The organism is Streptosporangium sp. NPDC000239 (assembly GCF_040300765.1).
GTDB lineage: Bacteria > Actinomycetota > Actinomycetes > Streptosporangiales > Streptosporangiaceae > Streptosporangium.
Window position 1 is genome coordinate 189,265 of record NZ_JBEPEI010000008.1, and the last position, 22,852, is coordinate 212,116.

Sequence of the window (22,852 nt, forward strand, 5' to 3'; positions counted from 1 at the left end):
ATGAGGGCACTGACCGTGCTCCAGGCGGCGGCCGCGGTCACCGCCGCGGTGCGGCTCGCCCGCGGCCGTGACCGCCTGCCTCGGCTGAGTCCCACGACGACGGATACGCCGGTCTCCGTGGTCGTACCGGCCCGCGACGAGGAGGAGCGCATCGGTCCCTGCCTGAAGGCGCTCCTGGCCGATCCCGCGGTGGCCGAGGTCGTCGTCGTGGACGACGAGTCACGGGACGGCACCGCCGCCCTGGCGGCCGGGCTTGGCGCCAGGGTCGTCGCGGGCACGCCGCCGCCCCGTGGCTGGGTCGGCAAGCAGTGGGCGCTGCGGCAGGGGGTCACGGCCGCGGTCAACGACGTCGTGGTGACCCTCGACGCGGACACCAGGCCCGCCCCCGGCCTGGTCGGGGCGCTCACCGCCGCCCTGGCGCACCACGACCTGGTCAGCGCGGGTCCGCGCTTCGTCTGCGACGGGGTCGCCGAGCAGGCACTGCACGCCTCCTTCCTGGCGACGCTGGTCTACCGGTTCGGCCCGATCGGGCCGTCAACGCCACCGCCTCCCCACCGGGTCGTGGCCAACGGCCAGTGCATGGCCTTCCGCCGTACGGCGATGCTGGAGGCGGACGGGTTCGGCAGGGTGCGCGGGCACATGACCGACGACGTGGCGCTGGCCAGGCTCCTCGCGGCGGACGGCTGGGCGGTCGCCTTCCTGGACGCGGGCGGGCTGCTGGAGGTGGACATGCACGAGTCCGCCGCCGGGGTGTGGCGTGAGTGGGGCAGGTCGCTGCCGTTGCGCGACGTCACCGGGCCCGGCTGGCAGGTCGCCGACCTGGCGGTCGTCTGGCTGACGACCGCCCTGCCCGTCCTGCGGCTGCTCTCCGGCAGGCCGACCCGTCTCGATCTGGGACTGCTGGCCGCGCGGACACTGCTGGCCCGCGCGTTGCGCGGCAACTACGCCGTACCGGGGCCCGGCGTGCTGCTTTCTCCGCTGCTGGATCCGCTGACGGCCGTACGGCTGACGCAGGCGACGCTGCGCCCCGTGCGCTCGTGGCGGGGCCGCCGCTACCCCGCCGCCGAGATGGGCGCTCTCACGTACCGTCCGCCGCCCGGCCCGTGTGGGAGGACCGGGCGGCCTGTCCGAAACGAAGGCCGATGAGACACATCAGCGCCCCCGTCGCGGCCACCTGCCCGATCGGGGTGAAGAACAGCTGGAGGAGCGGCAGGCCGAAAACCGCGACCCTGGCCCCGACCGCGAAGGAACGCGCCGTCAGGGCGGCCAGGACCAGGACCACGACGCCCAGCAGGAAGGCCGGGGGGCAGATCACGGCGAAGCCGCCGACGAAGGTGAGGACGGACCGGCCGCCCCTGAATCCGGCGAACACCGGCCATGCGTGCCCGGCCATCGCGGCGGCCACCGCCAGGTACACCGGCACGACGCCGCCGCCGGCGACCACGCCGGTCCCCGTGGTGTGCGCGCCGCTCACCGCCAGGGCCAGCCCTGCGGCGAGCGTGCCCTTGAGGGTGTCGCCCGCGAAGACGGGTACGGCGGCCCGCCGGCCGAGACTTCGCATGACGTTCCAGAAGCCGGGGTTGCGGTCCCCCGCCTCGCGGGGATCGAAGCCGTGGGTCCGCCCGACCAGTACGGCGACCGGCACGGATCCCAGGAGGTAGCCGCCGATGAGAGCCACCAGCGCGCAGAGCGGTCCGGGAGTCATCGCCTCATTCCATCTCATCAGATATGCGGATCTGGGGGCTGTCGGTCACATGGCCTTCGACCGGCCTTCACTCACGGGCACCGACGGGCTGGTGTTCTGGCGGCTGCTCGGCACCGGCCGTGGCGCGTCGATGAGCCTGGGCGCGGACCTGCGCCGCTGGGCTCTGTTCGCGGTCTGGCGGCACGAGGCCGCCCTCGACGGCTTCCTCGCGACCTCCCCGATCGTGGCGCGCTGGCGCGGGCGGGCCGTGGAGGCATGGCAGGTACGGCTGAGGCCGCTGGCCTCGCGTGGGAGGTGGGGTGGCGTCGAACCGTTCGGCTCCGGCATACCGGAGGCGGGCGGAGACGACGCGGCGGGCGGCGGGCCGGTGGCCGTACTCACCCGGGCGTCGATCCGGCCGTCCCGGCTGGTGGCGTTCTACCGGTCCGTTCCCCGGGTCGACCGTCTCCTGCTGGGCCAGGACGGCTGTCTGGCCTGCGTCGGCGTCGGCGAGTGGCCGCTGGCCAGACAGGCGACGTTCTCGCTGTGGCGCGACACGGGCGCGGTACGGGACTTCGCCTACCGGGGACGGGCGCATCGGGAGGTGATCGAGCGAACCAGGGCACAGCGGTGGTACTCCGAGGAGTTGTTCGCCCGGTTCGCGCCGTACGCCAGTGAGGGGACCTGGAACGGCGCCGACCCCATCGCCTGAGGGGAGCGCCCGGCTCATCGAACGGACTCGGCGGCGGGCCAGTCCCCGGGGCGGCCGGTGACGCCGCCGTCCGCCAGGGCACGGGCGAGCACGCAGGCCCGTGCGATCGTCGCAGCCCCGGACGCGCCGTGCGCGACGACGACGGTGCCGCGCAGACCGAGCAGCGCCGCCCCGCCGTGGGTTTCGGGGTCATAGCGGCGGGTGACCTCACGCAACGCCTCGGAGGTGGCGATTCCCCCCTCCGCGACCAGGGTGAGCGCCGCGCGCACCGTCCCTTCGACGTTCTTGAGCACGATGTTGCCGGTGAACCCGTCGGTGACGATCACGTCCACGGTCCCGGCCAGCACATCGTGTCCCTCGACGTTGCCGTGGAAGCGCAGGGGCAGGCTGGACAGCAGCTCCCCCGCCCCACGGGTCACCCGGTTCCCCTTCCCGGGTTCCGAGCCGATCGACAGCAGGCCGACGGACGGGTCCGGCACGCCGAGGACCAGCCGGGCGTAGGAGGTGCCGAGCACCGCGAACTGGGCGACCATCTCCGGCACCGGATCGGCGGTCGCCCCGGCGTCGATCAACACGGTCGCGCCACCGGTCATCGAGGGCAGGGCGACGGCCAGGGCGGGCCTGAGCACGCCCGGCGCCCTGCCGATGCCCCGGACGGCGCACGCCACGACGGCCCCGGTCGGGCCCGAGGACACGAACGCCGAGGCGTCGCCCCGCCCGACCAGTTCACAGCCGATCCTCAGGCTTGAGGCGGCCTCGGTGGCCGCCGCGCCCGGCTCGTCCATCGGGATCACCTCCTCCGCGTGCACCACGCCGATCTCCCCGAGGGCGCCGTGGCGCGCCAGGTGCCGGCGGATCTCCCCGGATCTGCCGACGAGCACGACGGGGACGCCGTACTCGCGGCTGGCCACGACCGCGCCACCGACCGTCTCGGCTGGGCCGTGGTCTCCGCCCATGGCGTCGACGGCCACCGGATCAGGCATCGCGCCCTCCTTGGGGACTCCGGGTGACCACCCGGCGTTCGGCCCTGTCCGCCACACAGGCCGCGTACAGGTGCCGGGTGAAGACGGCCAGTCTGCGGCCCAGCGGCACGACCGCCCTGGCTCCGAGGACGTCGTGGCGGGCCGCCTCGATACGGCTGAGGATCTCGCCGTACAGCTCGTGGGCGGCGCGGACGCACGGCTGGGAGGAGGGGATCAGCAGGTCGATCCCCTCGGCCGCGCGTCTGTAGTGCTCACGAGCCCGCTCGGTCTCGAAGGCCAGCAGCTCGCGCAGGGCGCGGGTGGGGGTGGGCCACCCCAGGTCTGCGACCCGTACCCCGAACCTCTCCAGGTCCTCCAGCGGCAGGTAGACCCGGCCACGTCGCAGGTCCTCGGACACGTCACGCAGGAAGTTCGTCAGCTGGAAGGCGAACCCGAGCTGCCTGGCGGGTTCGCGGGCCCGTTCCACCATGCCGGGCAGCGCCTCCAGAACCGGCAGCATCATGGTGCCGACGACCGCCGCCGACCCCTCCATGTAGCCGAGCAGGTCGTCGTAGGTGGTGTAGCGGCTGACGGTCAGGTCGGCCCGCATCGAGGCGAGGAAGGACTCGATGTCGCCGTGGTCGATGCCGAACGAGCGCACGGTCTGCGCGAACGCCGGAAGCACCGGATCGTCCTGGGGGACACCCGCGAGGGCGCGGGCCGTACGTACGGCGAACCCGTCCAGCGCGGCCGCCCGGTCCCCGGTCATCGCGAAAGAGTCCACGATCTCGTCGGCACGGCGCGCGAAACCGTACAGGGCGTGTACGTGGGGACGTTTCCAGGCCGGCAGCAGCCGGGTCGCCAGGTAGTAGGAGCGGCCGTGGCGGGCGTTGAGTCTGCGGCAGAGTTCGTAGCTGGTGGTCAGCGTCACCGGAGGAGCCAGGGTCATCGGGGTGTCCTCAGGATGCGTTCCGCGGCCAGCCTGCCGGAGATCAGCACCGGCGGCACGCCGACGCCGGGGGCGGTGTGCATTCCAGCGAAGTGCAGGCCGGGGACACGGCCGGCCGCGCCCGCCGGTCTGAACCAGGCCGTCTGTGTGAGGCGGTGGTCCAGGGCGAAAGGGGTGCCCGCCGAGTGGCCGAGCCCGGCCCAGGCGGGCGGGTCGAAGGTCAGCCGGGAGTCCTGCGAAAGGTCGCCGTAGCCGAGGCCGGCCAGTCTGCCGAGCAGACGTTCGCGCAGGTACGGGGTCAGACGGGTCCAGTCTCCTTCGCCACGCAGGTTCGCGGTCGGCTCCAGCACGGTGAGTGTCGCGTGGCCCTCGGGGGCGGCGGAGGAGTCGGACTCGGGGTAGGTGACCAGCAGGCTGGGGTCGGGCTGTGGCCTGCCCGCGCGCAGGGCGGAGAAGCCGGAGTCCCAGTCGCTGCCGAAGTGCAGCGTGTGGTGAGCCTGGTCGGCCAGCCTCCGGTCGAGGCCGAAGTGCATGACCAGGCACGAGGGGGAGAAACGGGGGCGGCGCAGACGCCAGTCCTTCGCTTCGGGCGGCAGCAGCCCCTGATGGGCGCCGGGCAGGTCGCAGGCGACCACGACGTGCCGGGCGGGCAGGCGTTCGCCGGTGTCGAGCCGTACCGCGCGGACCCCGTCGTGGCCGGTCTCTACCCTGACGGCCCGCGTGCCGTACCTGATGTGTGCCCCGGCCTTCCGCGCCACGTCGGCCAGTGCCCGCGGGATGGCGTGCATGCCGCCGTCGGCGGGGAAGAAGACACCGCCGACGGTGTCCATGTGCGCGATCACGGCGTAGATGCCGAGGGCCTGACGAGGGGACAACCCCACGTACAGAGCCTGGAAGGTGTGCGCCCTGATCAGCCTGGGGTCGGTGAGGTGGGCCTTGACGAGCCGGTCGAGGCGTCGCAGACCCCCCAGAGAGGCCAGCCTCGCCAGGGCGAGAGGGCGCAGCAGGCTCCGCAACCGTGTCACGTCACGGTCGATGAAGTCGTGCCACTCCGCGGTGAAGAGCTCGCCGAGCCTCGCCCTGAAACGGAGATACCTGTCGGCCTCGGCCGCTCCGCACAGCTCGCGTACCCGTTCGGCCATGGCGTCCCGGCCGGCGACCACGTCCAGGTGGGAACCGTCGTGGAAACGCAGCCGGTAGTAGGGGTCCAGACGCCGCAGCGGCAGCAGGCTCTCCATGTCGTGCCCTGCCGCGGCGAAGACGTCGGCCAGCACCTGCGGCATGGTCAGCACGGAGGGACCTGTGTCGAAGCGGTAGCCGTCCAGGCTCACGGAGCCGCAGCAGCCTCCAGGCACGTCCCTGGCCTCGACGAGCGTGACGTCCCTGCCCGCCGCGGCCAGCCTGACCGTCGCCGCCAGGCCGCCGAGCCCGGCGCCGACGACCACGACCGGGCTCACGCCCGCCTCCGCGTCGCCAGGTCGGCCAGCTCGCCGAGCCCGCGCACGACCTCCGCCGGCAGGTCCGCCTCGTCCAGGGCCGCCCTGGCCAGGGATACCAGGTCCGTGATGCGTTCCTCGGCCGTCTCCAGGGCTCCCGTGGTGACGATCAGCCGTCGGGCCGCCGCGACGTCCGCCTCGTCGTGGACGTCGTCGAGCAGCGCGGCGTCGTACCGGCCCGCCCGCTCCCTGGCCGTCGCGGTGAGCCAGGTGTGTTTGCCCTGGCGCAGGTCCGCGCCGACGGGTTTGCCGGTGACCTCCGGGTCGCCGAAGACACCGAGCACGTCGTCGCGCAGCTGGAACGCCTCCCCGAGGGGCAGGGCGTAGGCGCTGAGCGGGGCGCGCCGCCTCGGGTCGCCGCCCGCGACGGCGTGGCCGAGGTGCAGGGGGCGCTCGATGGTGTACTTGGCCGACTTGTACGTCGCGACCCGAGCGGCCTCGACCGGGCTGCTCGCTCCCCCGGCGGCGTAGGCGAGGTCGAGATACTGGCCGCCGACGACCTCGGTCCTCATCCGGGTGAAGACCTCGAACGTGTCGGTGAGGTGGGGCCCGGCGCGCAGCAGCGCCGCGTCGGCCCAGGTGTAGGCGAGCATGCCGAACAGGGTCGCGGCCGACTCCCCGAAACGCCGCCCGTCCCCCCGCCAGCCCCGTCCGCCGTGGTGCTCGGCGAGCGCGAGGTGTACGGCGGGCCTCCCCCGCCGGGTCTCCGCCTCGTCCATCACGTCGTCGAGGATCAGCGCGCACGCGTGCACGAGCTCGACCGCGCAGCCCGCGGCGAGCACGGCCTCGTCCCCTGGTTCGCCGCCCGCCGCCCGGTGCCCCCAGTGGACGAAGGCGGGCCTGAGACGTTTGCCGCCCTGGCGGACGAAACCGAGCAGGGTGTGCCGTATTAAGTCGAGGTCCTCACCCAGGAAGGCCATCTCCGCTGTCTCCCGCTCCAGGAACTCGTCCAGGTAGCGGCTCATCCGCTCGCGAAGATGATCGGTTTCGCGGGTGACGGTGGCCATGGGCGTCGCTCCTCTGTCTTGTTGGGGGTAACTTCGCAGCCGCAACCGCATTCGGATGCGCCTACCGGAGAGCGAGCCGGAATGGGCCATGATCATCGCATTCCCTGACGATCCATCCCCGGGCTCCGTGCTAATAAATCACCCCATCACGCAAGAAGTCGCAAAAAAGGCCATAAAACGCCCTGGTGTGGTCAAGCGTGCTCCGGCACGTCCACGGGCCCGGCGGCCTGGGCGGACTCCAGGAACTGGACGGAGTCGAGGAAGAGGTCGTCGCCGCCCACGGTCTCGACGTCGGTGCCGTCGCACTCGACGCAGACGGAGCGCGGGACGAACGCCGCCGCGGTCTGGCCGCACCTGCGGCAGATGAGCTGGGCGGGGACGATGAGCAGCTCCACCTTCGCCCCCTCGGCCAGCGAGCCCTCCGCGACCTTGGCGAAGGCGTGGTTGATCTCCGGCTCCGTCACCCGGAGCAGGGCGCCCGCGTGCACCCTGGCCCGGCCCACCCTCCGGCCCTCCGCGCGTTCCTCGACCGCGATGAGGATCGCCTCCGCGACCCCGAACTCGTGCATGCCCGATTCCCTCGTTCCCGGTTTGTCCTGTTCCTCAGCGGCTTCCCGCCGCGCGGAGTGTCACGTCCCACCGTTCTCCGGGCGGCCGCCCCGGCGCCCGAGACGGGGCAGGACCCGGTAGACCACCCAGCCGGCTCCCGTCACCAGCGCCCTCGTCACCACCGTCGTCGCCGCTGTCGTCACCGCGGTCAGCGGCCGTCGCGGCAGTCCTCCTCCCATGGCGAAGCTCCTCACGCGATGGCCTCCTCATCCCCCGCCTGCGCGGGGTCGTCCGGGTGGTCGGGCAGGACCACGGGCGAAGAAAGCACCGCGTCACGGTGCCCCGGCTCACCGACCAGCGCGGGCCAGGTGTGCTCGTTGCGGCAGGCACGGGCGAACGGCCCGGCCCATTCGGGGGGATCGGCGAGCGAGACGAAGCCCCCGCCGTCCGTCTCGACGATCAGGTGCGCCGAAAGCAGCGACCGCCGCAGCGCGTACTCGCCCGAGACCCCCCGCCCGATCAGGAGCGCGGTGTTGCGCGCCACGACACGCAACCGGATGAGCCCGCACGGCCCGGCCAGGCGTTCGGCGCTCATCGTGAGGGCAGCGTCCAACGGCAGGTGCTCGCAGACCACCCGCCCCTCCGGTCCGCCGCGGGGGCCGCGGATCTGCTCGGTGAAGCGGTCCCCGGGGACGTTCACCTCCGTCGTCCGCTCCCCGCCGAGCAGTACGGCCAGCGGGAAGGACACTCCGATCTCGCGCTCGGTCGCCTCGTCGTAGGACAGGAAGGTCCCCTCCCCGGACTCCGGCCGGGTGCGCTCGACACCGCACCTCCTGAGGTGCAGGAAGCGCAGGCACAGGTGGACCGAGGCGTCCTGCGCCCGTTCGAGCAGGCACTCGGTCATGCTCCACGAGGTGCCCTCCTCCTCGGGACGTCCCGGCGGCACCAGCGTTCCCGGCCGCTCCCCCGGGGCCGCGGGCGATCGGTCCCGGTACAGCACGGCGTCGGCGACCCTGCGGGCGATCCGCGCGGGCACGCCGGAGGGGATCCCGTCTCCGGTCCACGCCGTCATGCCGCCTCCCGCCACCTCGCGCCCGTCGCCCGCCGATACCCCGTCGCCGCTGTGCCACCGTCCTGTGTCTCTGTCCTGTGTCTCTGTCCTGTCGCCGCCTGCCCTCAGCCCGTGCCCGGCGGGTTCACCCCGAGCGCTCGCTGGGTGAGTTCCCACAGCACGTGGTAGACCGTCGCCTGGGCCTCCTGGACTCGGTGCGCCGACGACGACGGGATGACGAAGAGATAGTCGAGCAGGCCGAGCCCGGCCATCCTGCCGCCCTGGTCCCCGGCCAGCCCGATGGTGAGCATGCCCTGGTGCGCGGCCTCCTCCAGGGCCCGCAGGACGTTGAAGGAGCCGCCGCTCGTGGACAGGCCGAGGGCGATGTCGCCGCGCCTTCCGAGCGTGGCCAGCTGACGCGCGAAGACGGCCTCGAAGCCCACGTCGTTCGAGAGCGCGGTGACCACGGCGACGTCGCCGGTCAGGCTGAGGGCGGGCAGCGACAGGCCGTAGGCCGGGTGCAGGAAGGCGGTCGCGACCTGCTGGGCGTCGGTGCTGCCGCCACCGTTGCCGAAGGCGAACAGCCTGCCTCCCGCGGCGAACCTGATGGCCATCTCCTGGGCGCACTCGGCCAGTTCGTCGCCCGCGACCTCGGCGACCTGCCAGCGCAGCCGTACGATCTCGGCCGCCTTCTCCTCGGCCGACCTGCGGGCCTCGGCCAGCGCCGCGGCGGAGTCGGATCGTGCGGGGGCGGCGATCCGCCGTCCCGGGGCGGGAAAGGGGTAGAGGGCGGGCACCGCCCCGGCGGCGGGATCCTCAAGCGTGCTCATCGCGCTCCCTCGCCCACGGGTCCCGCCTTCTCGAAGAACACGTGGACCAGTTCCCACAGCAGGTGGCAGAGGGTCACGTGGACCTCCTTGACCACGGCGGGGTCGTCGGAGTCGACCGTCAGCAGATGGTCGGCAACGCCCCGCCCGGCCGTGATCCCGCCGTCGCCCCCGGTGAGCGCGACGGTCAGCAGGCCCAGTTCCCCCGCCGTCTCCAGACCGCGCAGCACGTTCTCGCAGCGGCCGTCGCGGGAGATCCCCAGCGCCATGTCGGCCGGGTCCGCCCAGCGGCGCACCTGGTGGGCGAAGGCCTCGGCGAGGCCCTCCCTTCCGCTCACCCCGGTGACGGTCGCGCAGTCGTTGCTCAGCGCCAGCGCGGGAAGCGTCCGTCTGCCGACGATGACCGGGTGCATGAACTCGGCGGTGATGTGGGCCGCGTCCGTGCCGCAGCCGCCGTTGCCGAAGACGATCAGTTTTCCGCCCCTGCGGAACCGCGACGCCATCTCACGGCAGGCCAGGGCGACGCGTTCGGCGTCCGCCGCGAGTGCCCGGCCCGCGCGGTCGCGTCTGAGGAAGGCCGCGCCGACAGCCGGATGCATGGTCGATGTCACTGGCATGGGTGAACGCTCCGTTGTCCGCGGTAGTCGTCAGGCTACGACGCGTGTCCGAGACGCCGACACCTCCGGCGCTGCAAACCGGGGTAAAGGTCTGATCATGGGCATGCCGCCACCGGCCTCCCGCTCCCGAAGTCACACGTCGCAGATATACCCTATAAATCGGTAGGTAATATTGACATTATGGAGTCGGTCTGGTCGGGTGATGGCGTGGCGGGCGACAAGTCGGCGGTCCGGTGGAAGCGGGTCGGCACCGCGCGTGAGAGAACCACATGTGAGAGAACCGCGCACGGAGGACGGGCGCGGCCGCGGTCGGGCTCGCCCCACGAGGGGACGGGCCGGGGCACCGCCGCGAGACCCACGCCCGCGTGTACGGAGCACGAGCACCTGACGGCCCTGGGCGAGGCCGCCGCGGCGGTCATGGAGTCGGCTCCGGGGGTCGCCGCCTGCTGGCTGCGGGCCGCGCTGAACACCTTTCCCCCGGAACAGCGCGGCGGCCGGGAGCACACCCGGCTGCTCGGCCTGCTGGAACGCGCCCTCACCCTCTCCGGGGACCGGCGCCCGCCCTGACCCGCCCATGCCGTACGGCCGTGGCTCCCCGAACCCACCCTCTTGGTGATCGCGGGGGTTCCGGATATCTTCCTGGCATCGGGGCGGACGGGGACGGAGGCGGCGACGCCGTACGGCGCGGCCGCGTGGGCCCGCCCCGGCGGACGACCCCGGGCCGCCGTGGCCCGGGAGACCTCTGAACCACCGAGGACGGTGCAAGCATGACCTCGCTGCTGGCCATCAGCGACCTGCACATCGGATACCAGGAGAACCGGAGGATCGTCGAGGGGCTGCGGCCGGACTCCCCCTCCGACTGGCTGCTGGTCGCCGGGGACGTCTCCGAGGCGGTCGCCGACGTCGAGTGGGCACTGCGCCTGCTCTCCGAGCGCTTCGCGAAGGTCGTGTGGGCGCCGGGCAACCACGAGCTGTGGACCCATCCCAGCGACCCCGTCCAGCTGCGCGGCGAGGAACGCTACCGGCACCTGGTGAAGGTCTGCCAGAACCTGGGGGTGGTGACCCCCGAGGACCCCTACCCGGTGTGGGAGGGGCCCGGCGGGCCGGTGGCCGTCGCCCCGCTGTTCGTGCTCTACGACTACACCTTCCGGGTGCCCGGCGCGGCGACCGAGGAGGAGGCGCTGGCCCTGGCGTACGAGAAGGGGGTGGTGTGCACCGACGAGATGTTCCTGCACCCCGACCCGTACCCCTCCCGTGCCGCCTGGTGCCGGGCCAGGATCGCCGAGACCGAACGCAGGCTCGCCGGACGCCCCGAGGGCGTGCCCACCGTGCTCGTCAACCACTATCCGCTGGTCCGTGAGCCGACCAGGATCCTGCGGCACCAGGAGTTCGCGATCTGGTGCGGCACCGAGCTGACCGCCGACTGGCACCTGCGTTTCGACGCCGCCGCGGTCGTCTACGGCCATCTGCACATCCCCAGGACGACCTGGCACGACGGCGTGCGCTTCGAGGAGGTCTCCCTCGGCTATCCCCGTGAGTGGCGGCCCCGGCCGACCCCGCCCGGCAGGCCGCGCCTGATCCTGTCCTCCCCCGGGGCGGCCTCGTGATCGACAGGATTCTGCCGTCCTGGGTGGCGAGCGCCGAGGCCTTCGACGACCCGCCCGAGGCCACGCTGTTCCCCGAGGAGGAGGCCGTCATCGCCCGCGCGGTCGGCAAACGGCGGATCGAGTTCACCACCGCGCGCCACTGCGCCAGGCGGGCGCTGGCCGATCTCGGACTGCCGTCCGTGCCGATCCTGCCCGGCGAGCGCGGGGCACCCACGTGGCCCGGCGGGGTGACGGGCGCCATCACCCACTGCGCGGGCTACCGCGCCGCCGCCGTCTCTCTTGAGGCCCTGACCGTCGGCATCGACGCCGAGCCCCACGAGCCGCTCCCCGAGGACGTGCTCGGGGCCGTCTCCTCGGAGGGCGAACGCAAGGAGCTCGAACTGCTCGGCGGGGACGTGCACTGGGACCGGCTGCTGTTCAGCGCCAAGGAGAGCGTCTACAAGGCCTGGTACCCCCTGGCCCGGCGCTGGCTCGGCTTCGAGGAGGCCCACGTCACCTTCGACCCTTCGGGCGTCTTCAGCGCCCGCATCCTCGTCGAGGGCCCGCTGGTCGAGGGGCGCCCGCTGACGGGGTTCGACGGCCGGTGGCTGGTGTCCGGCGGCCTGCTGATGACGGCCATCGCACGCCCCCGCACGGCATGAGCCGCCTTTTCCTGATTTTTCAGGATTACGGTGCTGTCCCGTCGCCCGCCCTTCCAGGACGGGGTTCGTTCAGGGCTGGAAGCGGTAGCCCATGCCGGGTTCGGTGAGCAGGTGGACCGGGCGGGCCGGGTCGGGCTCCAGTTTCCTGCGGATCTGGGCCATGTACTGGCGCAGGTAGTGGGTCTCCCTGACGTAGGCGGCGCCCCAGACCTCGGTCAGCAGCTGGCGCTGGCTGATGAGCTTGCCCGGGTTGCGCAGCAGGATCTCCAGCAGCTGCCACTCGGTCGGCGTCAGCCGTACCCCTCCGGAGATCGTCTTGCCCGCCAGGTCGACCACGTGCGCGCCGACCTCGACGCGGGCGAGTTCAGCCTCGTGGACGGTGGTCCTGCGCGTGACGGCCCTGATGCGGGCCAGCAGTTCGTCGATGTTGAACGGCTTGGTGACGTAGTCGTCGGCCCCGGCGTCCAGGGCCTCGACCTTGTCCTGGTTGCCCGCCCGTCCGGACAGCACGATGATCGGCACCTTGGTCCAGCCGCGCAGCCCGTGGATGACGTCGATCCCGTCGATGTCCGGCAGCCCGAGGTCCAGGACGACGAGGTCGGGGTGCCAGTCGGCGGCCTCGCGCAGGGCGGCGCCGCCGCCGTCGGCGACCGCGACCTCGAAGTGCCTGGCCAGGAGGTTGATGCGCAGCGCGCGCAGGATCTGCGGTTCGTCGTCGACGACGAGGACGCGGGTCATGTCCGCTCCTCGGGGGCGATGGGCAGCTTCAGGATCATGGTGAGGCCTCCCCCTGGTGTCTCCTCCGGCGTGAGCGTCCCGCCCATCGCCTCGGCCAGCCCTCTGGAGAGGGCGAGGCCGAGGCCGACACCGGTGTGGTTGTCGCGGTCGCCCAGGCGCTGGAAGGGCATGAAGATCCGGTCGTGCGCCTCCCTCGGCACGCCGGGGCCCCGGTCGATGACGCGGACCTCGACGCTGTCGCCGTAGGAGCTGGCGGTGACCAGGACCTTGTGGTCTCCCGGGGTGTAACGCACCGCGTTGGACATCACGTTGACCAGGATCCGCTCGACCAGGGCCGGGTCGGCGACGACCTCGGGCAGGCCGGGCGGGATGTCGCCCTCGACACGCTCGCCGAGCGGCCCGAGGTCGTCGACGGAGCGCGGGACGACCTCCCCCACCGCGACGGGTTCGAGGGCCAGTCCGAGCACCCCCGCCTGCAGGCGGCTCATGTCGAGCAGGTTGGCGACCAGCCGGTCGAGCTTGACCAGCGACTCGTCCGCAGTGGCCAGCAGTTCCCGCCGGTCCGTCTCGCTCCAGTCGATCTCGGTGCTGCGCAGGCTGTCGACCGCGATCCTGGCCGAGGCCAGGGGGGTGCGCAGGTCGTGGCTGACGGCGGCGAGCAGCGCGGTGCGCATCCTGTCGGCCTCGGCCAGCGGCCCGGCCAGGTCCGCCTCACGCCGCAGCCGCTCCTGGCGCAGGGCGACGGCCGCCTCCGCGGCGAAGGCCTCCAGGACCCTGCGGTCGGCCGCGTCGAGCAGCCTGCCGCGCGCGGCGAGCACCAGGTCGCGGTCGATCACCACGTCGGTGTCGGCGGCGCCGGGGGTGGCGCAGGGCGGCCCTCCCGAGGTGGCCGCGATCCGCCACGCCGCGGGCTCGGAGCGGTCGTCGGGGGCGGGCTCGCCGGTGCGTTCGAGCAGCGTGACGGAGGTCAGCCCGAAGGTCTCACGCAGCCGCGCCAGCAGGGAAGCCAGCGCCGCCTCCCCTCTGAGCACGTGTCCCGCCAGGGTGGACAGCACCTCGGCGTCCGCGCTCGCCCTGGCCGCCTCCCTGGTCCGTCTGGCGGCCAGGTCGACCACCGCGCTGACCATGACGGCGACCAGCACGTAGACGCTGAGCGCGAAGATGTTCTCCGGGTCGGCGATGGTGAACCGGTCGACCGGCGGGGTGAAGTAGTAGTTGAGCAGCATGAACCCGGCGACGGCCGCGGTGACCGCGGGCCACATCCCTCCGGCGAGGGCGACGCAGACCACCATGAGCAGGAACATCAGGATCGCGCTCGACAGCTTCAGGCCGTCCCTGAGCGGGGCGAGCAGCGCGGTGATCGCCGGGATGCCCAGCAGCGCCATGACCCAGCCCGCGATCCTGCGTCCTCGGGTGAGCGCCGCCCTCGGCCGGTCGCGCCCGGCTCCTCTGCCCACCTCGCCGTGCGTGATCATGTGGACGTCGATGGAGCCGGACATGGCGGTGGTCGTGACCCCGACCCCCCGGGAGAAAAGCTGCGCGAAACGTCCCCTGCGGGAGGCGCCGAGCACGAGCTGGGTGGCGTTGACCCCACCGGCGAAGTCGAGCAGCGCGCGCGGGACGCTGTCGCCGACCACCTGGTGGTAGGTGCCGCCCAGGCTCTCCACCAGGGCGCGCTGGCGGGCCAGGTGCGCCGGGTCGGTGCCGTTCAGCCCGTCGGAACGGGTGACGTGGACGGCCAGCAGATCGGCGCCCTTGGTCCTGGCGGCGATCCTGGCGGCCCGCCGTACCAGGGTGTCGCCCTCGGGGCCGCCGGTCAGCGCGACCACGACGCGTTCGCGCGCCTCCCAGGTCCCGGCGATGCCGTGTTCGGCGCGGTAGCGGTCGAGCTGGTCGTCGACCTTGCCCGCGACCCACAGCAGCGCCAGCTCCCGCAGCGCGGTGAGGTTGCCGACCCTGAAGTAGTTCGACAGGGCCGCGTCCACCTTCTCCGGAAGGTAGATGTTGCCGTGGGCCATCCTGCGGCGCAGCGCGTCCGGCGCCATGTCCACCAGCTGTACGGCGTCGGCCTGCCGTACCACCTCGTCGGGGACGGTCTCGCGCTGCGGAACGCCGGTGATCTCCTGGACGACGTCGTTGAGCGACTCCAGGTGCTGGATGTTGACGGTGGAGATGACGTCGATCCCCGCGTCCAGGATCTCCTCGACGTCCTGCCAGCGCTTGGCGTTGCGCGAGCCGGGCACGTTGGTGTGCGCCAGCTCGTCGATCAGCGCCAGTTTCGGTTTGCGGGCGATGACGGCGTCCACGTCCAGCTCGGTGAAGCTCACCCCCCGGTGGACCAGAGTCGCGCGGGGGACGGTCTCAAGGCCGTCGAGCAGCGCCGCGGTGCGGGGCCGGTCGTGGGTCTCGACGAGCCCCACGACCACGTCCGTGCCGCGTCCCAGGCGCCGGTGCCCCTCGTCGAGCATCGCGTAGGTCTTGCCGACGCCGGGGGCCGCGCCCAGGTAGATCCGCAGTTTCCCGCGCGCCCCGTTCATCGCCCGCTCATCTCCTCTCGCCTCTTCCTACGATCATCCCCTGTCGAGGGCGAGGTTGAGTTCCAGGACGTCGACCGCCGCCTCGCCCATGAAGCCCAGGGGCCTGCCGGTCGTGTGCTCCCTGATCAGTTCCCTGACCCGCGCCACGCCCAGGCCGCGTTCCCTGGCCACCCGGGGGGCCTGGAGTTCGGCGTAGGCCACGGAGATGTGCGGGTCGAGCCCTGAGCCGCTCGCGGTGACGGCGTCGGCGGGCACGACCGCGATCCCCGTGCCGCGGACCGGGACCGTACGGCCCGCCGACAGGTCCTCCCCCGGCTTGGCGCAGGTGACCCTGACGCCCTGGTAGGCGGTGAGGAACGGCGTGACGGGGCAGGCCTGGTTGGCGCTGACCACCCGCTGGGGGGTGCCGGTCGCGGGGAAGACCTTCAGCACCGCGCCGACCCCGTCCGGCGTGCAGTACGGCCTGCCGCCGCTGACGCCCTCCAGCTCCCCGACCGCCCTGGAGCGGGCGCAGACCCGCGTCAGCAGGGACGGCCTACCGGCGTCACCCGGTACGGGGAGGACGTCCAGGACGTCCTCGGGGCCCAGGTTGCTCGCGCCGCTGGCCAGCGGGTCGTAGCCGTCGCCCGCGGCGGAGGGGCGGCTCTGGAAGTACCTCCTGACGGGAGTCCCGTCCGCGTCGGTGAAGCTCTGGCCGATCAGCTCGCTGCCGACGTCGTGGCCGTCCTTCTGGACGGGGGATCCGTCGGCCTGGTGGCCGAACACGGCCTGGGCGACTCCGGTGACGAGAAGGGGGTAGGCCAGCCCGAGGAGCAGGGTGAGGACGAGCAGCGCGCGCAGCGCGGCGAGGTGACGGCTGAGCCAGCCGGGCAGGCGTTCCATTTAAGACATCCCTGGAAGGAACTGGATGAGCAGGTCGATGACTTTGATTCCGGCGAACGGCGCGACGACGCCGCCGAGGCCGTAGACGCACAGGTTGCGGCTGAGCAGCCTGGAGGCGCTGGCCGGGCGGTAGCGCACCCCGCGCAGGGCCAGCGGGATGAGCGCGACGATGACGATCGCGTTGAACACCACCGCCGACAGGATCGCCGACTGCGGGCCGGCCAGCCGCATGACGTTGAGCGCGTCCAGGCCCGGGTAGACGGCGGCGAACATCGCCGGGATGATCGCGAAGTACTTGGCGACGTCGTTGGCGATGGAGAAGGTGGTCAGCGCGCCCCGGGTGATGAGCAGCTGCTTGCCGATCTCCACGATCTCGATGAGCTTGGTGGGGTTGGAGTCCAGGTCGACCATGTTCCCGGCCTCCTTGGCGGCGGAGGTGCCGGTGTTCATGGCCACCCCGACGTCGGCCTGGGCGAGGGCGGGGGCGTCGTTGGTGCCGTCGCCGGTCATCGCGACCAGCCGCCCGCCCTGCTGTTCCTTGCGGATCAGCGCGAGTTTGTCCTCCGGGGTGGCCTCGGCCAGGAAGTCGTCGACCCCGGCCTCGTCGGCGATGGCCCTGGCGGTCAGCGGGTTGTCGCCGGTGATCATGACGGTGCGGATGCCCATCCTGCGCATCTCGTCGAACCGTTCGCGCATGCCCTGTTTGACGACGTCCTTGAGGTGGATCACGCCGAGCACCCTGGCGGTGCCACCGGGGCCGCCCGTGATCTCGCCGACGACCAGCGGGGTGCCTCCGGAGGCGGAGACGGCGTCCACGATCGCGCCGACCTCGCCGGTCGGGTGGCCACCGTGGTCGCGCACCCACTTCATCACCGCGGTCGCCGCGCCCTTGCGGACCTGGCGGCCGTCCACCCCGACCCCGGACATGCGGGTCTGGGCGGTGAAGGGCACCCACTCGGCGTGGGCCAGCTCACCGGGGGCGCGTTCACGCAGGCCGTAGGCCTGTTTGGCGAACACGACGATGGAGCGGCCCTCCGGGGTCTCGTCGGCGAGGCTGGACAGCTGGGCCGCCTCGGCCAGTTCCTCGGCGGAGACGCCGGGCGCCGGGACGAACTCGGCGGCCTGCCGGTTGCCGAGCGTGATGGTGCCGGTCTTGTCCAGCAGCAGCGTGGAGACGTCCCCCGCGGCCTCGACCGCGCGGCCGCTCATGGCCAGCACGTTGCGCTGCACGAGCCGGTCCATGCCCGCGATGCCGATCGCCGACAGCAGGGCGCCGATCGTGGTGGGGATGAGGCAGACCAGCAGGGCCGCGAGCACGATCCCGCTGACGCCGTCGGCGGTCAGGGCGAGCGAGTCGGGGACCCCGGGGTTGACGGCCTTGGAGTAGATGGCCAGGGGCTGCATGGTGACGGTCGCGGTCAGGAAGATGACGGTCAGCGCGGCCAGCAGGATGTTGAGGGCGATCTCGTTGGGGGTCTTCTGCCGGTCGGCGCCCTCGACCAGGGCGATCATCCGGTCGATGAAGCTCTCCCCGGGCTTCTGGGTGATCCGTACGACGATCCGGTCGGAGAGGACCTTGGTGCCGCCGGTGACGGCGGAGCGGTCGCCGCCGGACTCGCGGATGACGGGCGCTGACTCGCCGGTGATGGCCGACTCGTCCACGCTGGCGATGCCCTCGACCACGTCACCGTCGCCGGGGATGATCTCCCCCGCCTCGACGACCACATGGTCGCCCTGCCGCAGTTCGGGCGCGCCGACCTGGTCGTAGGAGGGCTCCTCGGAGCCGGGCCGCCAGTCCCTGAGCCTGCGGGCGACGGTGTCGCGCTTGGCGGCGCGCAGTGTGGCGGCCTGCGCCTTGCCCCGGCCCTCGGCCACGGCCTCGGCGAGGTTGGCGAAGAGCACGGTCAGCCAGAGCCAGACCACGACGGCCCAGGCGAAGAACGAGGGGTCGAGGATCGCGAGGGCGGTGGTGAAGACCGCGCCGACCTCGACGACGAACATGACGGGGTTGCGCCACAGCGTGGCCGGGTTGAGCTTCGTGAACGCGGCGGGAAGGGAGGTGATCAGCTGGGCGGGGTCGAGCAGGCCGCCGCCGACCCGGCTCTCCTTGCGCGGGCTCCCCGGGGCCGGGGCCTGGAGCGTTGGGGTGGACACGTCTACCGGATTCCTTCTGCGAGCGGGCCGAGCGCCAGGGCGGGGAGGAAGGTCAGCGCGACCAGGACGACCGTCACTCCGACGACCATGCCGACGAACTGCGGCCGGTGGGTCGGCAGCGTGCCCGCCGAGACCGGAACCGGGTCCTGGCGGGCCAGGGAGCCGGCCAGGGCCAGCACGAACACGATCGGCAGGAACCGGCCGAACGCCATGCACAGCCCGAGCGCGGTGTCGTACCACGGCGTGCTGACGGTCAGGCCGCCGAAGGCCGAGCCGTTGTTGTTCGAGGCGCTGGTGAAGGCGTAGAGCACCTCCGACAGGCCGTGCGGCCCGCCGTTGAGCATGCTCGCGCGCTGTTCGGACGAGCCCATCGCCAGCGCGGTGCCGACGAGCACCAGGACGGGGGTGACCAGGAAGTACATCGAGGCGAGTTTGATCTCGCGGGCGCCGATCCGCTTGCCCAGGTACTCGGGGGTGCGGCCGACCATCAGCCCGGCGACGAACACCGTGATCACGGCCAGTACCAGCATGCCGTACAGACCGGAGCCGACGCCGCCGGGCGCGACCTCGCCCAGCATCATGTTGACCATCGTGACCATGCCGCCGAGCGCGGTGTAGGAGTCGTGGAAGGAGTTGACGGCGCCGGTCGAGGTGAGCGTGGTGGCCGCGGCGAAGGTCGCGGAGTTCGCGACGCCGAAGCGCACCTCCTTGCCCTCGGTCGCGGCACCGACAGCCTGCGGGACGGTGCCGTTGTGGGCCAGTTCCAGGCCGGTCAGCACCGCGACGCTGACGACGGCGAGGGTGGCCATGATCGCGACGATCGCGTATCCCTGCCGCCGGTCGCCGACCAGGCGGCCGAAGGTGCGCGGCAGCGCGAACGGGATCAGCAGGATCGCGAAGATCTCCACCCAGTTCGTCCAGCCGGTGGCGTTCTCGAAGGGGTGGGAGGAGTTGGCGTTGTAGAAACCGCCGCCGTTGGTGCCGAGTTCCTTGATGATCTCCTGGCTGGCGACCGGGCCACCGGTGATCGCCTGGGTGCCGCCGGTCAGGGTGGTCACCTCGTACGGCGCGGCGAGGTTCTGCACCAGGCCGCCCGCGACCAGCACGAGCGCCCCGACGAAGGCGATCGGCAGCAGGATGCGGACCGAGCCGCGTACGAGATCGACCCAGAAGTTGCCCAGTTCCTCGCTCCGGCCGCGGGCGAAGCCGCGGACCAGGGCGATCGCCACGGCCATGCCGACCGCGGCCGAGACGAAGTTCTGCACCGCGAGCCCGGCCATCTGCACCAGGTGTCCCATGGTGGACTCGCCGGAGTAGGCCTGCCAGTTGGTGTTGGTGACGAAGCTGACCGCGGTGTTCCAGGCGACGTGGCCGGTGACCGGGGGCATGCCCAGGCTCAGCGGCAGCCGTTCCTGCAGGCGCTGCAGGCCGTACAGCAGCAGGACCGAGACCGCGGAGAAGGCGAGCACGGCGCGGGCGTAGGCGCTCCAGCGCTGCCCGGCCTCGGGACGGACCCCGGCCAGCCGGTAGATCACCCGCTCGGCGGCCAGGTGCCCGGGGGCGGTGTAGACGCGGTACATGTAGTCGCCGAGCGGGCGGTGGACCACCGCGAGGGCGACGATCAGGGAGGCGATGAACACGATCCCCGACAGGGCCGGTGACATCAGAAGCGCTCCGGGAACAACAGGGCGGCGACCATGAGGGCCGCCAGCACGACGGCCACGACCAGGCCGATGGCGTTGACGGCGCTCACAGCCGTTCCACCGCCTTGACGACGAGCCCGAGGACCGCGAAGATCGCGATCGTCAGGGCGACGAAGATGACGTCGGCCATCCTCACTCCTTGTTGGCGCATACGTTCCCGGCCGCCGTTTGGCGGCCATGCGACAAGGAAATCGCGGGATTTATGGGTTTTTGCGCGCCTTGATGGGTTCCATACGCCTTCGCACCGTTTATTGACGCGTTCCCTACGCCCCGCCGGTCTCCGGCTCCGCCAGGCCGACGCGGTAGGCGTAGGTGACGGCGTGGACCCGGTCGCGCAGCCGGGCCTTGGCGAACAGGTTGTTGATGTGCGTCTTGACGGTGGCCTCGCCGATGAACAGGACGGCGGCGATCTCGGCGTTCGACAGTCCCCTGGCGATGAGGCGCAGCACCTCCGCCTCACGCGGGGTCAGCCCGTCGGGCAGCGGCCCCCGCCCCCGCCGCTCCTGCCGCTCCCGCTCCGCAGGCCGGGTACGGCCCGGCGGCGGGGACGGCTCCCCCATCACGGCGTTGAGCAGGCGGCGCTGCACGCCGGGGTCGAGCTGGGCGTCGCCGTTGACGACCGCCGCGACGGCCCTGCCGATCTCCTCCGCGCCCGCGCTCTTGGTGAGGAAGCCGCGCGCCCCGGCGCGCAGCGCGGCGAAGACCGACTCGTCGTCCGCGTAGGTGGTCAGCACCACGACCTGGGTCGCGGGGAAGGCGGCACGGATCTCCCGGGTCGCCTCGACCCCGTCCATCCTCGGCATCCGCAGGTCCATCAGCACCACGTCGGGACGCAGTTCCGCGACCAGCCGCAGTGCCTCCAGCCCGTCCCCGGCCGAGCCGACCACCTCGACGTCCGGCAGCAGGCCGAGCAGCAGGACCAGCCCCTCGCGGACCACGGCCTGGTCGTCGGCCACCAGCACCCGGGCGCTCACGCGGGCACCCGCAGCCGGACCAGGAAGATCCCCTCCCGCTCCCCCGACTCCAGCGTCCCGCCGAGAAGCTCGGCCCGTTCCCGCATGCCCACGATCCCGTATCCTCCCCCGGGCGTCCCCGGGGAGTCCGCCAGGGGGTTGGTGACCTCCAGTTCGCACGAGCCGCCGTGGAAGCCGAGCCGTACGGTCGCCGGGGAGCCGGGCGCGTGCCGGCGCACGTTGGTGACCGCCTCCTGGGCGGTGCGGATCACCGCCAGCTCGGTCTCCGGTGGCAGCCGCCGCTGCCTGCCCGACGTCAGCAGGGCGCACTCCTGCCCGGTCGCGGCGTGGAACTCCTCGGCCAGCCTCCGCAGCGCCTCGGGCAGCGGCGGCTGGTTCTCCCGCAGCGCGGACACGGCCCTTCGTGCCTCCTCAAGCCCGTTCCTGGCCAGGTCACCGGCGCGCTCGACCCGCTCCAGGGCCTCTCCCGGCCGGTCGGCGCGCAGCAGCATCCTGGCCCCCTCCAGGTGCACGATCTGCGCCGACAGGCTGTGGGCGAGGATGTCGTGTATCTCCCTGGCGATACGGGCGCGCTCGGCGAGCACCGCCTCCCGCTCCTGCGCGCTCCTGGCGGCCCTGCGCTCCCTGATCGAGTAGGCGATCATGAAGACCATGCAGAGGCTGAAGGCCAGGCTGAGGTCCCGCTCCAGGGCGCCGGTCACCGCCCCGGCCACCAGCAGCCCGCCCAGCGCGAGCCCTCCGATCGGCAGCGAGCGGGCGAGGGGATACCTGACCGCGGCGGTCCCCACGCCGAAGAGCAGGACCGCGACGGCCGGTCCGTCGACGGCCACCATCTCCAGCCAGAGCGCGAGCAGCACCGCCAGGCCGAGGGCCACGACCTTGACCGGCACCCCGAGGAGCGGCATGCGCGGCGAGGGCCCGGTCGCCGACGGCAGGATCGCCACGGCGAGGAACCCGGCGACGGCGAAGGCCAGGAGCGTGACCGCGAGCCTCTCCCCCGACAGGCCGAACCCGGCCCCGGCACCCGCCTGCGCGATCAGGAACAACACGATCACCCCGGCCCGCAGGACAACGGGGGCGATCGTGGTGTCCCTGAGTCGCGTCGTCACGCCACGGACGTTACCGATCCCGCCCGGCCGGCTGCGAGGCGGGCACCCACGCCGGTACGGCCTCGCCGAGCATCCGCCCCCTCCTGGCGACCAGGACGGCCTGGGCCGCGACGGTCAGGCCCGCGAAGACGAGGGCGGCGGCCGGCCGGTAGGTGAGGCCGAGCGCGCCGCCCGCGGCGAACAGGGCCAGGCGGGCGGCGAAGGAGACCACCCAGGCCGCCAGGGTCCATGCGGTGCCCCTGGCCCAGGCGACCCCGTCGGCCTCCCGCCACACCCGCACGGTCCAGGCGCGCAGGGCGCCGAAGGCGACGGCCATGACCGCCTCGACGGCGATCACGGCGACGCCGAGGACGGACGGGCTCTCCTCCAGGAGGCCGCCGCCGTACACCCCGGCCCCCGTCAGGATGAGGCCGAAGACCAGCAGGCCGCGTCCCGCGGCGGGCCGGGTCCGCATCTGGCGGTAGACGACGAGGGCGAGGACGACGAGGGAGAAGACGGCGATCTGCAGCGAATCCATGTCACCGACGGTAGGGACGGTGGTCCCGGCGCGGATCGGAGCACGGGTGGAGACAGGAGAACTCCACCCGTGAGTGGAGACGCGGGTCGTGTGGCCCCGATGTCAGGGGAGGCCCACTTTCAGGACAGTTGTCGGC

At 72.6% G+C, this 22,852-nt stretch carries 24 protein-coding genes; 5 read left to right on the forward strand and 19 right to left on the reverse strand.

Annotated features, from left to right (window positions below; genetic code table 11):
• A complete protein-coding gene (locus tag ABT340_RS21675) occupies positions 1-1,146 on the forward strand; it encodes a glycosyltransferase family 2 protein (protein WP_352012596.1) in 1,146 nt (381 codons plus the stop codon).
• Here the strand turns inward: ABT340_RS21675 and ABT340_RS21680 are convergent.
• A complete protein-coding gene (locus ABT340_RS21680) occupies positions 1,079-1,705 on the reverse strand; it encodes a glycerol-3-phosphate acyltransferase (RefSeq protein WP_352012597.1) in 627 nt (208 codons plus the stop codon). The genes ABT340_RS21675 and ABT340_RS21680 overlap by 68 nt on opposite strands.
• 49 nt (positions 1,706-1,754) lie before the next feature.
• On the opposite strand from ABT340_RS21680, the gene ABT340_RS21685 reads away from it, so the two are divergent.
• Positions 1,755-2,396, forward strand: a complete 642-nt coding sequence (locus tag ABT340_RS21685; protein WP_352012598.1) for a spheroidene monooxygenase — start codon at positions 1,755-1,757, stop codon at positions 2,394-2,396.
• 14 nt (positions 2,397-2,410) lie between these two features.
• On the opposite strand, the gene plsX is transcribed toward ABT340_RS21685, so the two are convergent.
• The 9 genes from plsX to ABT340_RS21730 form a co-directional block, all read right to left on the reverse strand.
• Positions 2,411-3,379: a phosphate acyltransferase PlsX gene (gene plsX, locus ABT340_RS21690; RefSeq protein WP_352012599.1), complete on the reverse strand. Its 969-nt coding sequence runs from the start codon at positions 3,377-3,379 to the stop codon at positions 2,411-2,413.
• A complete protein-coding gene (locus tag ABT340_RS21695) occupies positions 3,372-4,307 on the reverse strand; it encodes a phytoene/squalene synthase family protein (RefSeq protein WP_352012600.1) in 936 nt (311 codons plus the stop codon). The genes plsX and ABT340_RS21695 overlap by 8 nt, the downstream gene beginning before the upstream one ends.
• Positions 4,304-5,764, reverse strand: a complete 1,461-nt coding sequence (locus ABT340_RS21700; protein WP_352012601.1) for a phytoene desaturase family protein — start codon at positions 5,762-5,764, stop codon at positions 4,304-4,306. Before ABT340_RS21700 ends, ABT340_RS21695 begins: the two co-directional genes overlap by 4 nt.
• A complete protein-coding gene (locus ABT340_RS21705; RefSeq protein WP_352012602.1) occupies positions 5,761-6,810 on the reverse strand; it encodes a polyprenyl synthetase family protein in 1,050 nt (349 codons plus the stop codon). Before ABT340_RS21705 ends, ABT340_RS21700 begins: the two co-directional genes overlap by 4 nt.
• A gap of 191 nt (positions 6,811-7,001) precedes the next feature.
• The gene (locus tag ABT340_RS21710; protein ID WP_352012603.1) at positions 7,002-7,379 is read right to left on the reverse strand and encodes a hydrogenase maturation nickel metallochaperone HypA/HybF; all 378 of its coding nucleotides are present in this window, start codon (positions 7,377-7,379) and stop codon (positions 7,002-7,004) included.
• 60 nt (positions 7,380-7,439) lie between these two features.
• Positions 7,440-7,613, reverse strand: a complete 174-nt coding sequence (locus tag ABT340_RS21715; RefSeq protein WP_352012604.1) for a hypothetical protein — start codon at positions 7,611-7,613, stop codon at positions 7,440-7,442.
• The gene (locus tag ABT340_RS21720; RefSeq protein ID WP_352012605.1) at positions 7,610-8,431 is read right to left on the reverse strand and encodes a hypothetical protein; all 822 of its coding nucleotides are present in this window, start codon (positions 8,429-8,431) and stop codon (positions 7,610-7,612) included. The genes ABT340_RS21715 and ABT340_RS21720 overlap by 4 nt, the downstream gene beginning before the upstream one ends.
• Before the next feature lie 104 nt (positions 8,432-8,535).
• Entirely contained in the window at positions 8,536-9,240 is a 705-nt protein-coding gene (locus ABT340_RS21725) for a D-sedoheptulose-7-phosphate isomerase (protein WP_352012606.1), read from the reverse strand.
• Positions 9,237-9,854, reverse strand: a complete 618-nt coding sequence (locus ABT340_RS21730) for a D-sedoheptulose-7-phosphate isomerase (protein WP_352012607.1) — start codon at positions 9,852-9,854, stop codon at positions 9,237-9,239. The genes ABT340_RS21725 and ABT340_RS21730 overlap by 4 nt, the downstream gene beginning before the upstream one ends.
• A gap of 180 nt (positions 9,855-10,034) precedes the next feature.
• Here ABT340_RS21730 and ABT340_RS21735 point away from each other — a divergent pair, with 180 nt between their 5' ends.
• The 3 genes from ABT340_RS21735 to ABT340_RS21745 all read left to right on the forward strand — a co-directional run bounded on the left by ABT340_RS21735 (position 10,035) and on the right by ABT340_RS21745 (position 12,102).
• A complete protein-coding gene (locus tag ABT340_RS21735; RefSeq protein ID WP_352012608.1) occupies positions 10,035-10,421 on the forward strand; it encodes a hypothetical protein in 387 nt (128 codons plus the stop codon).
• Positions 10,422-10,621: 200 nt separating this feature from the next.
• The gene (locus ABT340_RS21740; protein WP_352012609.1) at positions 10,622-11,461 is read left to right on the forward strand and encodes a metallophosphoesterase family protein; all 840 of its coding nucleotides are present in this window, start codon (positions 10,622-10,624) and stop codon (positions 11,459-11,461) included.
• Positions 11,458-12,102, forward strand: a complete 645-nt coding sequence (locus ABT340_RS21745) for a 4'-phosphopantetheinyl transferase family protein (RefSeq protein ID WP_352012610.1) — start codon at positions 11,458-11,460, stop codon at positions 12,100-12,102. The genes ABT340_RS21740 and ABT340_RS21745 overlap by 4 nt, the downstream gene beginning before the upstream one ends.
• Before the next feature lie 69 nt (positions 12,103-12,171).
• Here the strand turns inward: ABT340_RS21745 and ABT340_RS21750 are convergent, their stop codons facing one another.
• The 9 genes from ABT340_RS21750 to ABT340_RS21790 all read right to left on the reverse strand — a co-directional run bounded on the left by ABT340_RS21750 (position 12,172) and on the right by ABT340_RS21790 (position 22,716).
• The gene (locus ABT340_RS21750; protein WP_352012611.1) at positions 12,172-12,840 is read right to left on the reverse strand and encodes a response regulator; all 669 of its coding nucleotides are present in this window, start codon (positions 12,838-12,840) and stop codon (positions 12,172-12,174) included.
• Positions 12,837-15,377: a DUF4118 domain-containing protein gene (locus tag ABT340_RS21755; protein WP_352012612.1), complete on the reverse strand. Its 2,541-nt coding sequence runs from the start codon at positions 15,375-15,377 to the stop codon at positions 12,837-12,839. Before ABT340_RS21755 ends, ABT340_RS21750 begins: the two co-directional genes overlap by 4 nt.
• A gap of 33 nt (positions 15,378-15,410) precedes the next feature.
• Complete coding sequence (locus ABT340_RS21760; protein ID WP_352012613.1) at positions 15,411-16,259, reverse strand: potassium-transporting ATPase subunit C; 849 nt, start codon at positions 16,257-16,259, stop codon at positions 15,411-15,413.
• Positions 16,260-18,413 (reverse strand): potassium-transporting ATPase subunit KdpB, encoded by a 2,154-nt coding sequence (gene kdpB, locus ABT340_RS21765; RefSeq protein WP_352012614.1) that lies wholly within the window; start codon positions 18,411-18,413, stop codon positions 16,260-16,262.
• Positions 18,414-18,415: 2 nt separating this feature from the next.
• A complete protein-coding gene (gene kdpA / locus ABT340_RS21770; protein ID WP_352012615.1) occupies positions 18,416-20,077 on the reverse strand; it encodes a potassium-transporting ATPase subunit KdpA in 1,662 nt (553 codons plus the stop codon).
• Complete coding sequence (locus ABT340_RS21775) at positions 20,077-20,166, reverse strand: K(+)-transporting ATPase subunit F (protein ID WP_352012616.1); 90 nt, start codon at positions 20,164-20,166, stop codon at positions 20,077-20,079. Before ABT340_RS21775 ends, kdpA begins: the two co-directional genes overlap by 1 nt.
• Positions 20,167-20,379: 213 nt before the next feature.
• Positions 20,380-21,090 carry a response regulator transcription factor gene (locus ABT340_RS21780; RefSeq protein WP_352012617.1) on the reverse strand — a complete coding sequence of 237 codons (711 nt, stop codon included), beginning with the start codon at positions 21,088-21,090 and terminating at the stop codon, positions 20,380-20,382.
• Positions 21,087-22,199: a sensor histidine kinase gene (locus tag ABT340_RS21785; RefSeq protein ID WP_352012618.1), complete on the reverse strand. Its 1,113-nt coding sequence runs from the start codon at positions 22,197-22,199 to the stop codon at positions 21,087-21,089. Before ABT340_RS21785 ends, ABT340_RS21780 begins: the two co-directional genes overlap by 4 nt.
• Positions 22,200-22,209: 10 nt before the next feature.
• A complete protein-coding gene (locus ABT340_RS21790) occupies positions 22,210-22,716 on the reverse strand; it encodes a hypothetical protein (protein ID WP_352012619.1) in 507 nt (168 codons plus the stop codon).
• Positions 22,717-22,852 lie beyond the last annotated feature (136 nt).

Coding starts and splice junctions, on each gene's coding strand:
- ABT340_RS21675 (WP_352012596.1), top strand. CDS start 1: ATGAGGGCACTGACCGTGCTCCAGGCGGCGGCCGCGGTCACCGCCGCG.
- ABT340_RS21680 (WP_352012597.1), bottom strand. CDS start 1,705: ATGACTCCCGGACCGCTCTGCGCGCTGGTGGCTCTCATCGGCGGCTAC.
- ABT340_RS21685 (WP_352012598.1), top strand. CDS start 1,755: ATGGCCTTCGACCGGCCTTCACTCACGGGCACCGACGGGCTGGTGTTC.
- plsX (WP_352012599.1), bottom strand. CDS start 3,379: ATGCCTGATCCGGTGGCCGTCGACGCCATGGGCGGAGACCACGGCCCA.
- ABT340_RS21695 (WP_352012600.1), bottom strand. CDS start 4,307: ATGACCCTGGCTCCTCCGGTGACGCTGACCACCAGCTACGAACTCTGC.
- ABT340_RS21705 (WP_352012602.1), bottom strand. CDS start 6,810: ATGGCCACCGTCACCCGCGAAACCGATCATCTTCGCGAGCGGATGAGC.
- ABT340_RS21710 (WP_352012603.1), bottom strand. CDS start 7,379: ATGCACGAGTTCGGGGTCGCGGAGGCGATCCTCATCGCGGTCGAGGAA.
- ABT340_RS21720 (WP_352012605.1), bottom strand. CDS start 8,431: ATGACGGCGTGGACCGGAGACGGGATCCCCTCCGGCGTGCCCGCGCGG.
- ABT340_RS21725 (WP_352012606.1), bottom strand. CDS start 9,240: ATGAGCACGCTTGAGGATCCCGCCGCCGGGGCGGTGCCCGCCCTCTAC.
- ABT340_RS21730 (WP_352012607.1), bottom strand. CDS start 9,854: ATGCCAGTGACATCGACCATGCATCCGGCTGTCGGCGCGGCCTTCCTC.
- ABT340_RS21735 (WP_352012608.1), top strand. CDS start 10,035: ATGGAGTCGGTCTGGTCGGGTGATGGCGTGGCGGGCGACAAGTCGGCG.
- ABT340_RS21740 (WP_352012609.1), top strand. CDS start 10,622: ATGACCTCGCTGCTGGCCATCAGCGACCTGCACATCGGATACCAGGAG.
- ABT340_RS21750 (WP_352012611.1), bottom strand. CDS start 12,840: ATGACCCGCGTCCTCGTCGTCGACGACGAACCGCAGATCCTGCGCGCG.
- ABT340_RS21755 (WP_352012612.1), bottom strand. CDS start 15,377: ATGAACGGGGCGCGCGGGAAACTGCGGATCTACCTGGGCGCGGCCCCC.
- ABT340_RS21760 (WP_352012613.1), bottom strand. CDS start 16,259: ATGGAACGCCTGCCCGGCTGGCTCAGCCGTCACCTCGCCGCGCTGCGC.
- kdpA (WP_352012615.1), bottom strand. CDS start 20,077: ATGTCACCGGCCCTGTCGGGGATCGTGTTCATCGCCTCCCTGATCGTC.
- ABT340_RS21790 (WP_352012619.1), bottom strand. CDS start 22,716: ATGGATTCGCTGCAGATCGCCGTCTTCTCCCTCGTCGTCCTCGCCCTC.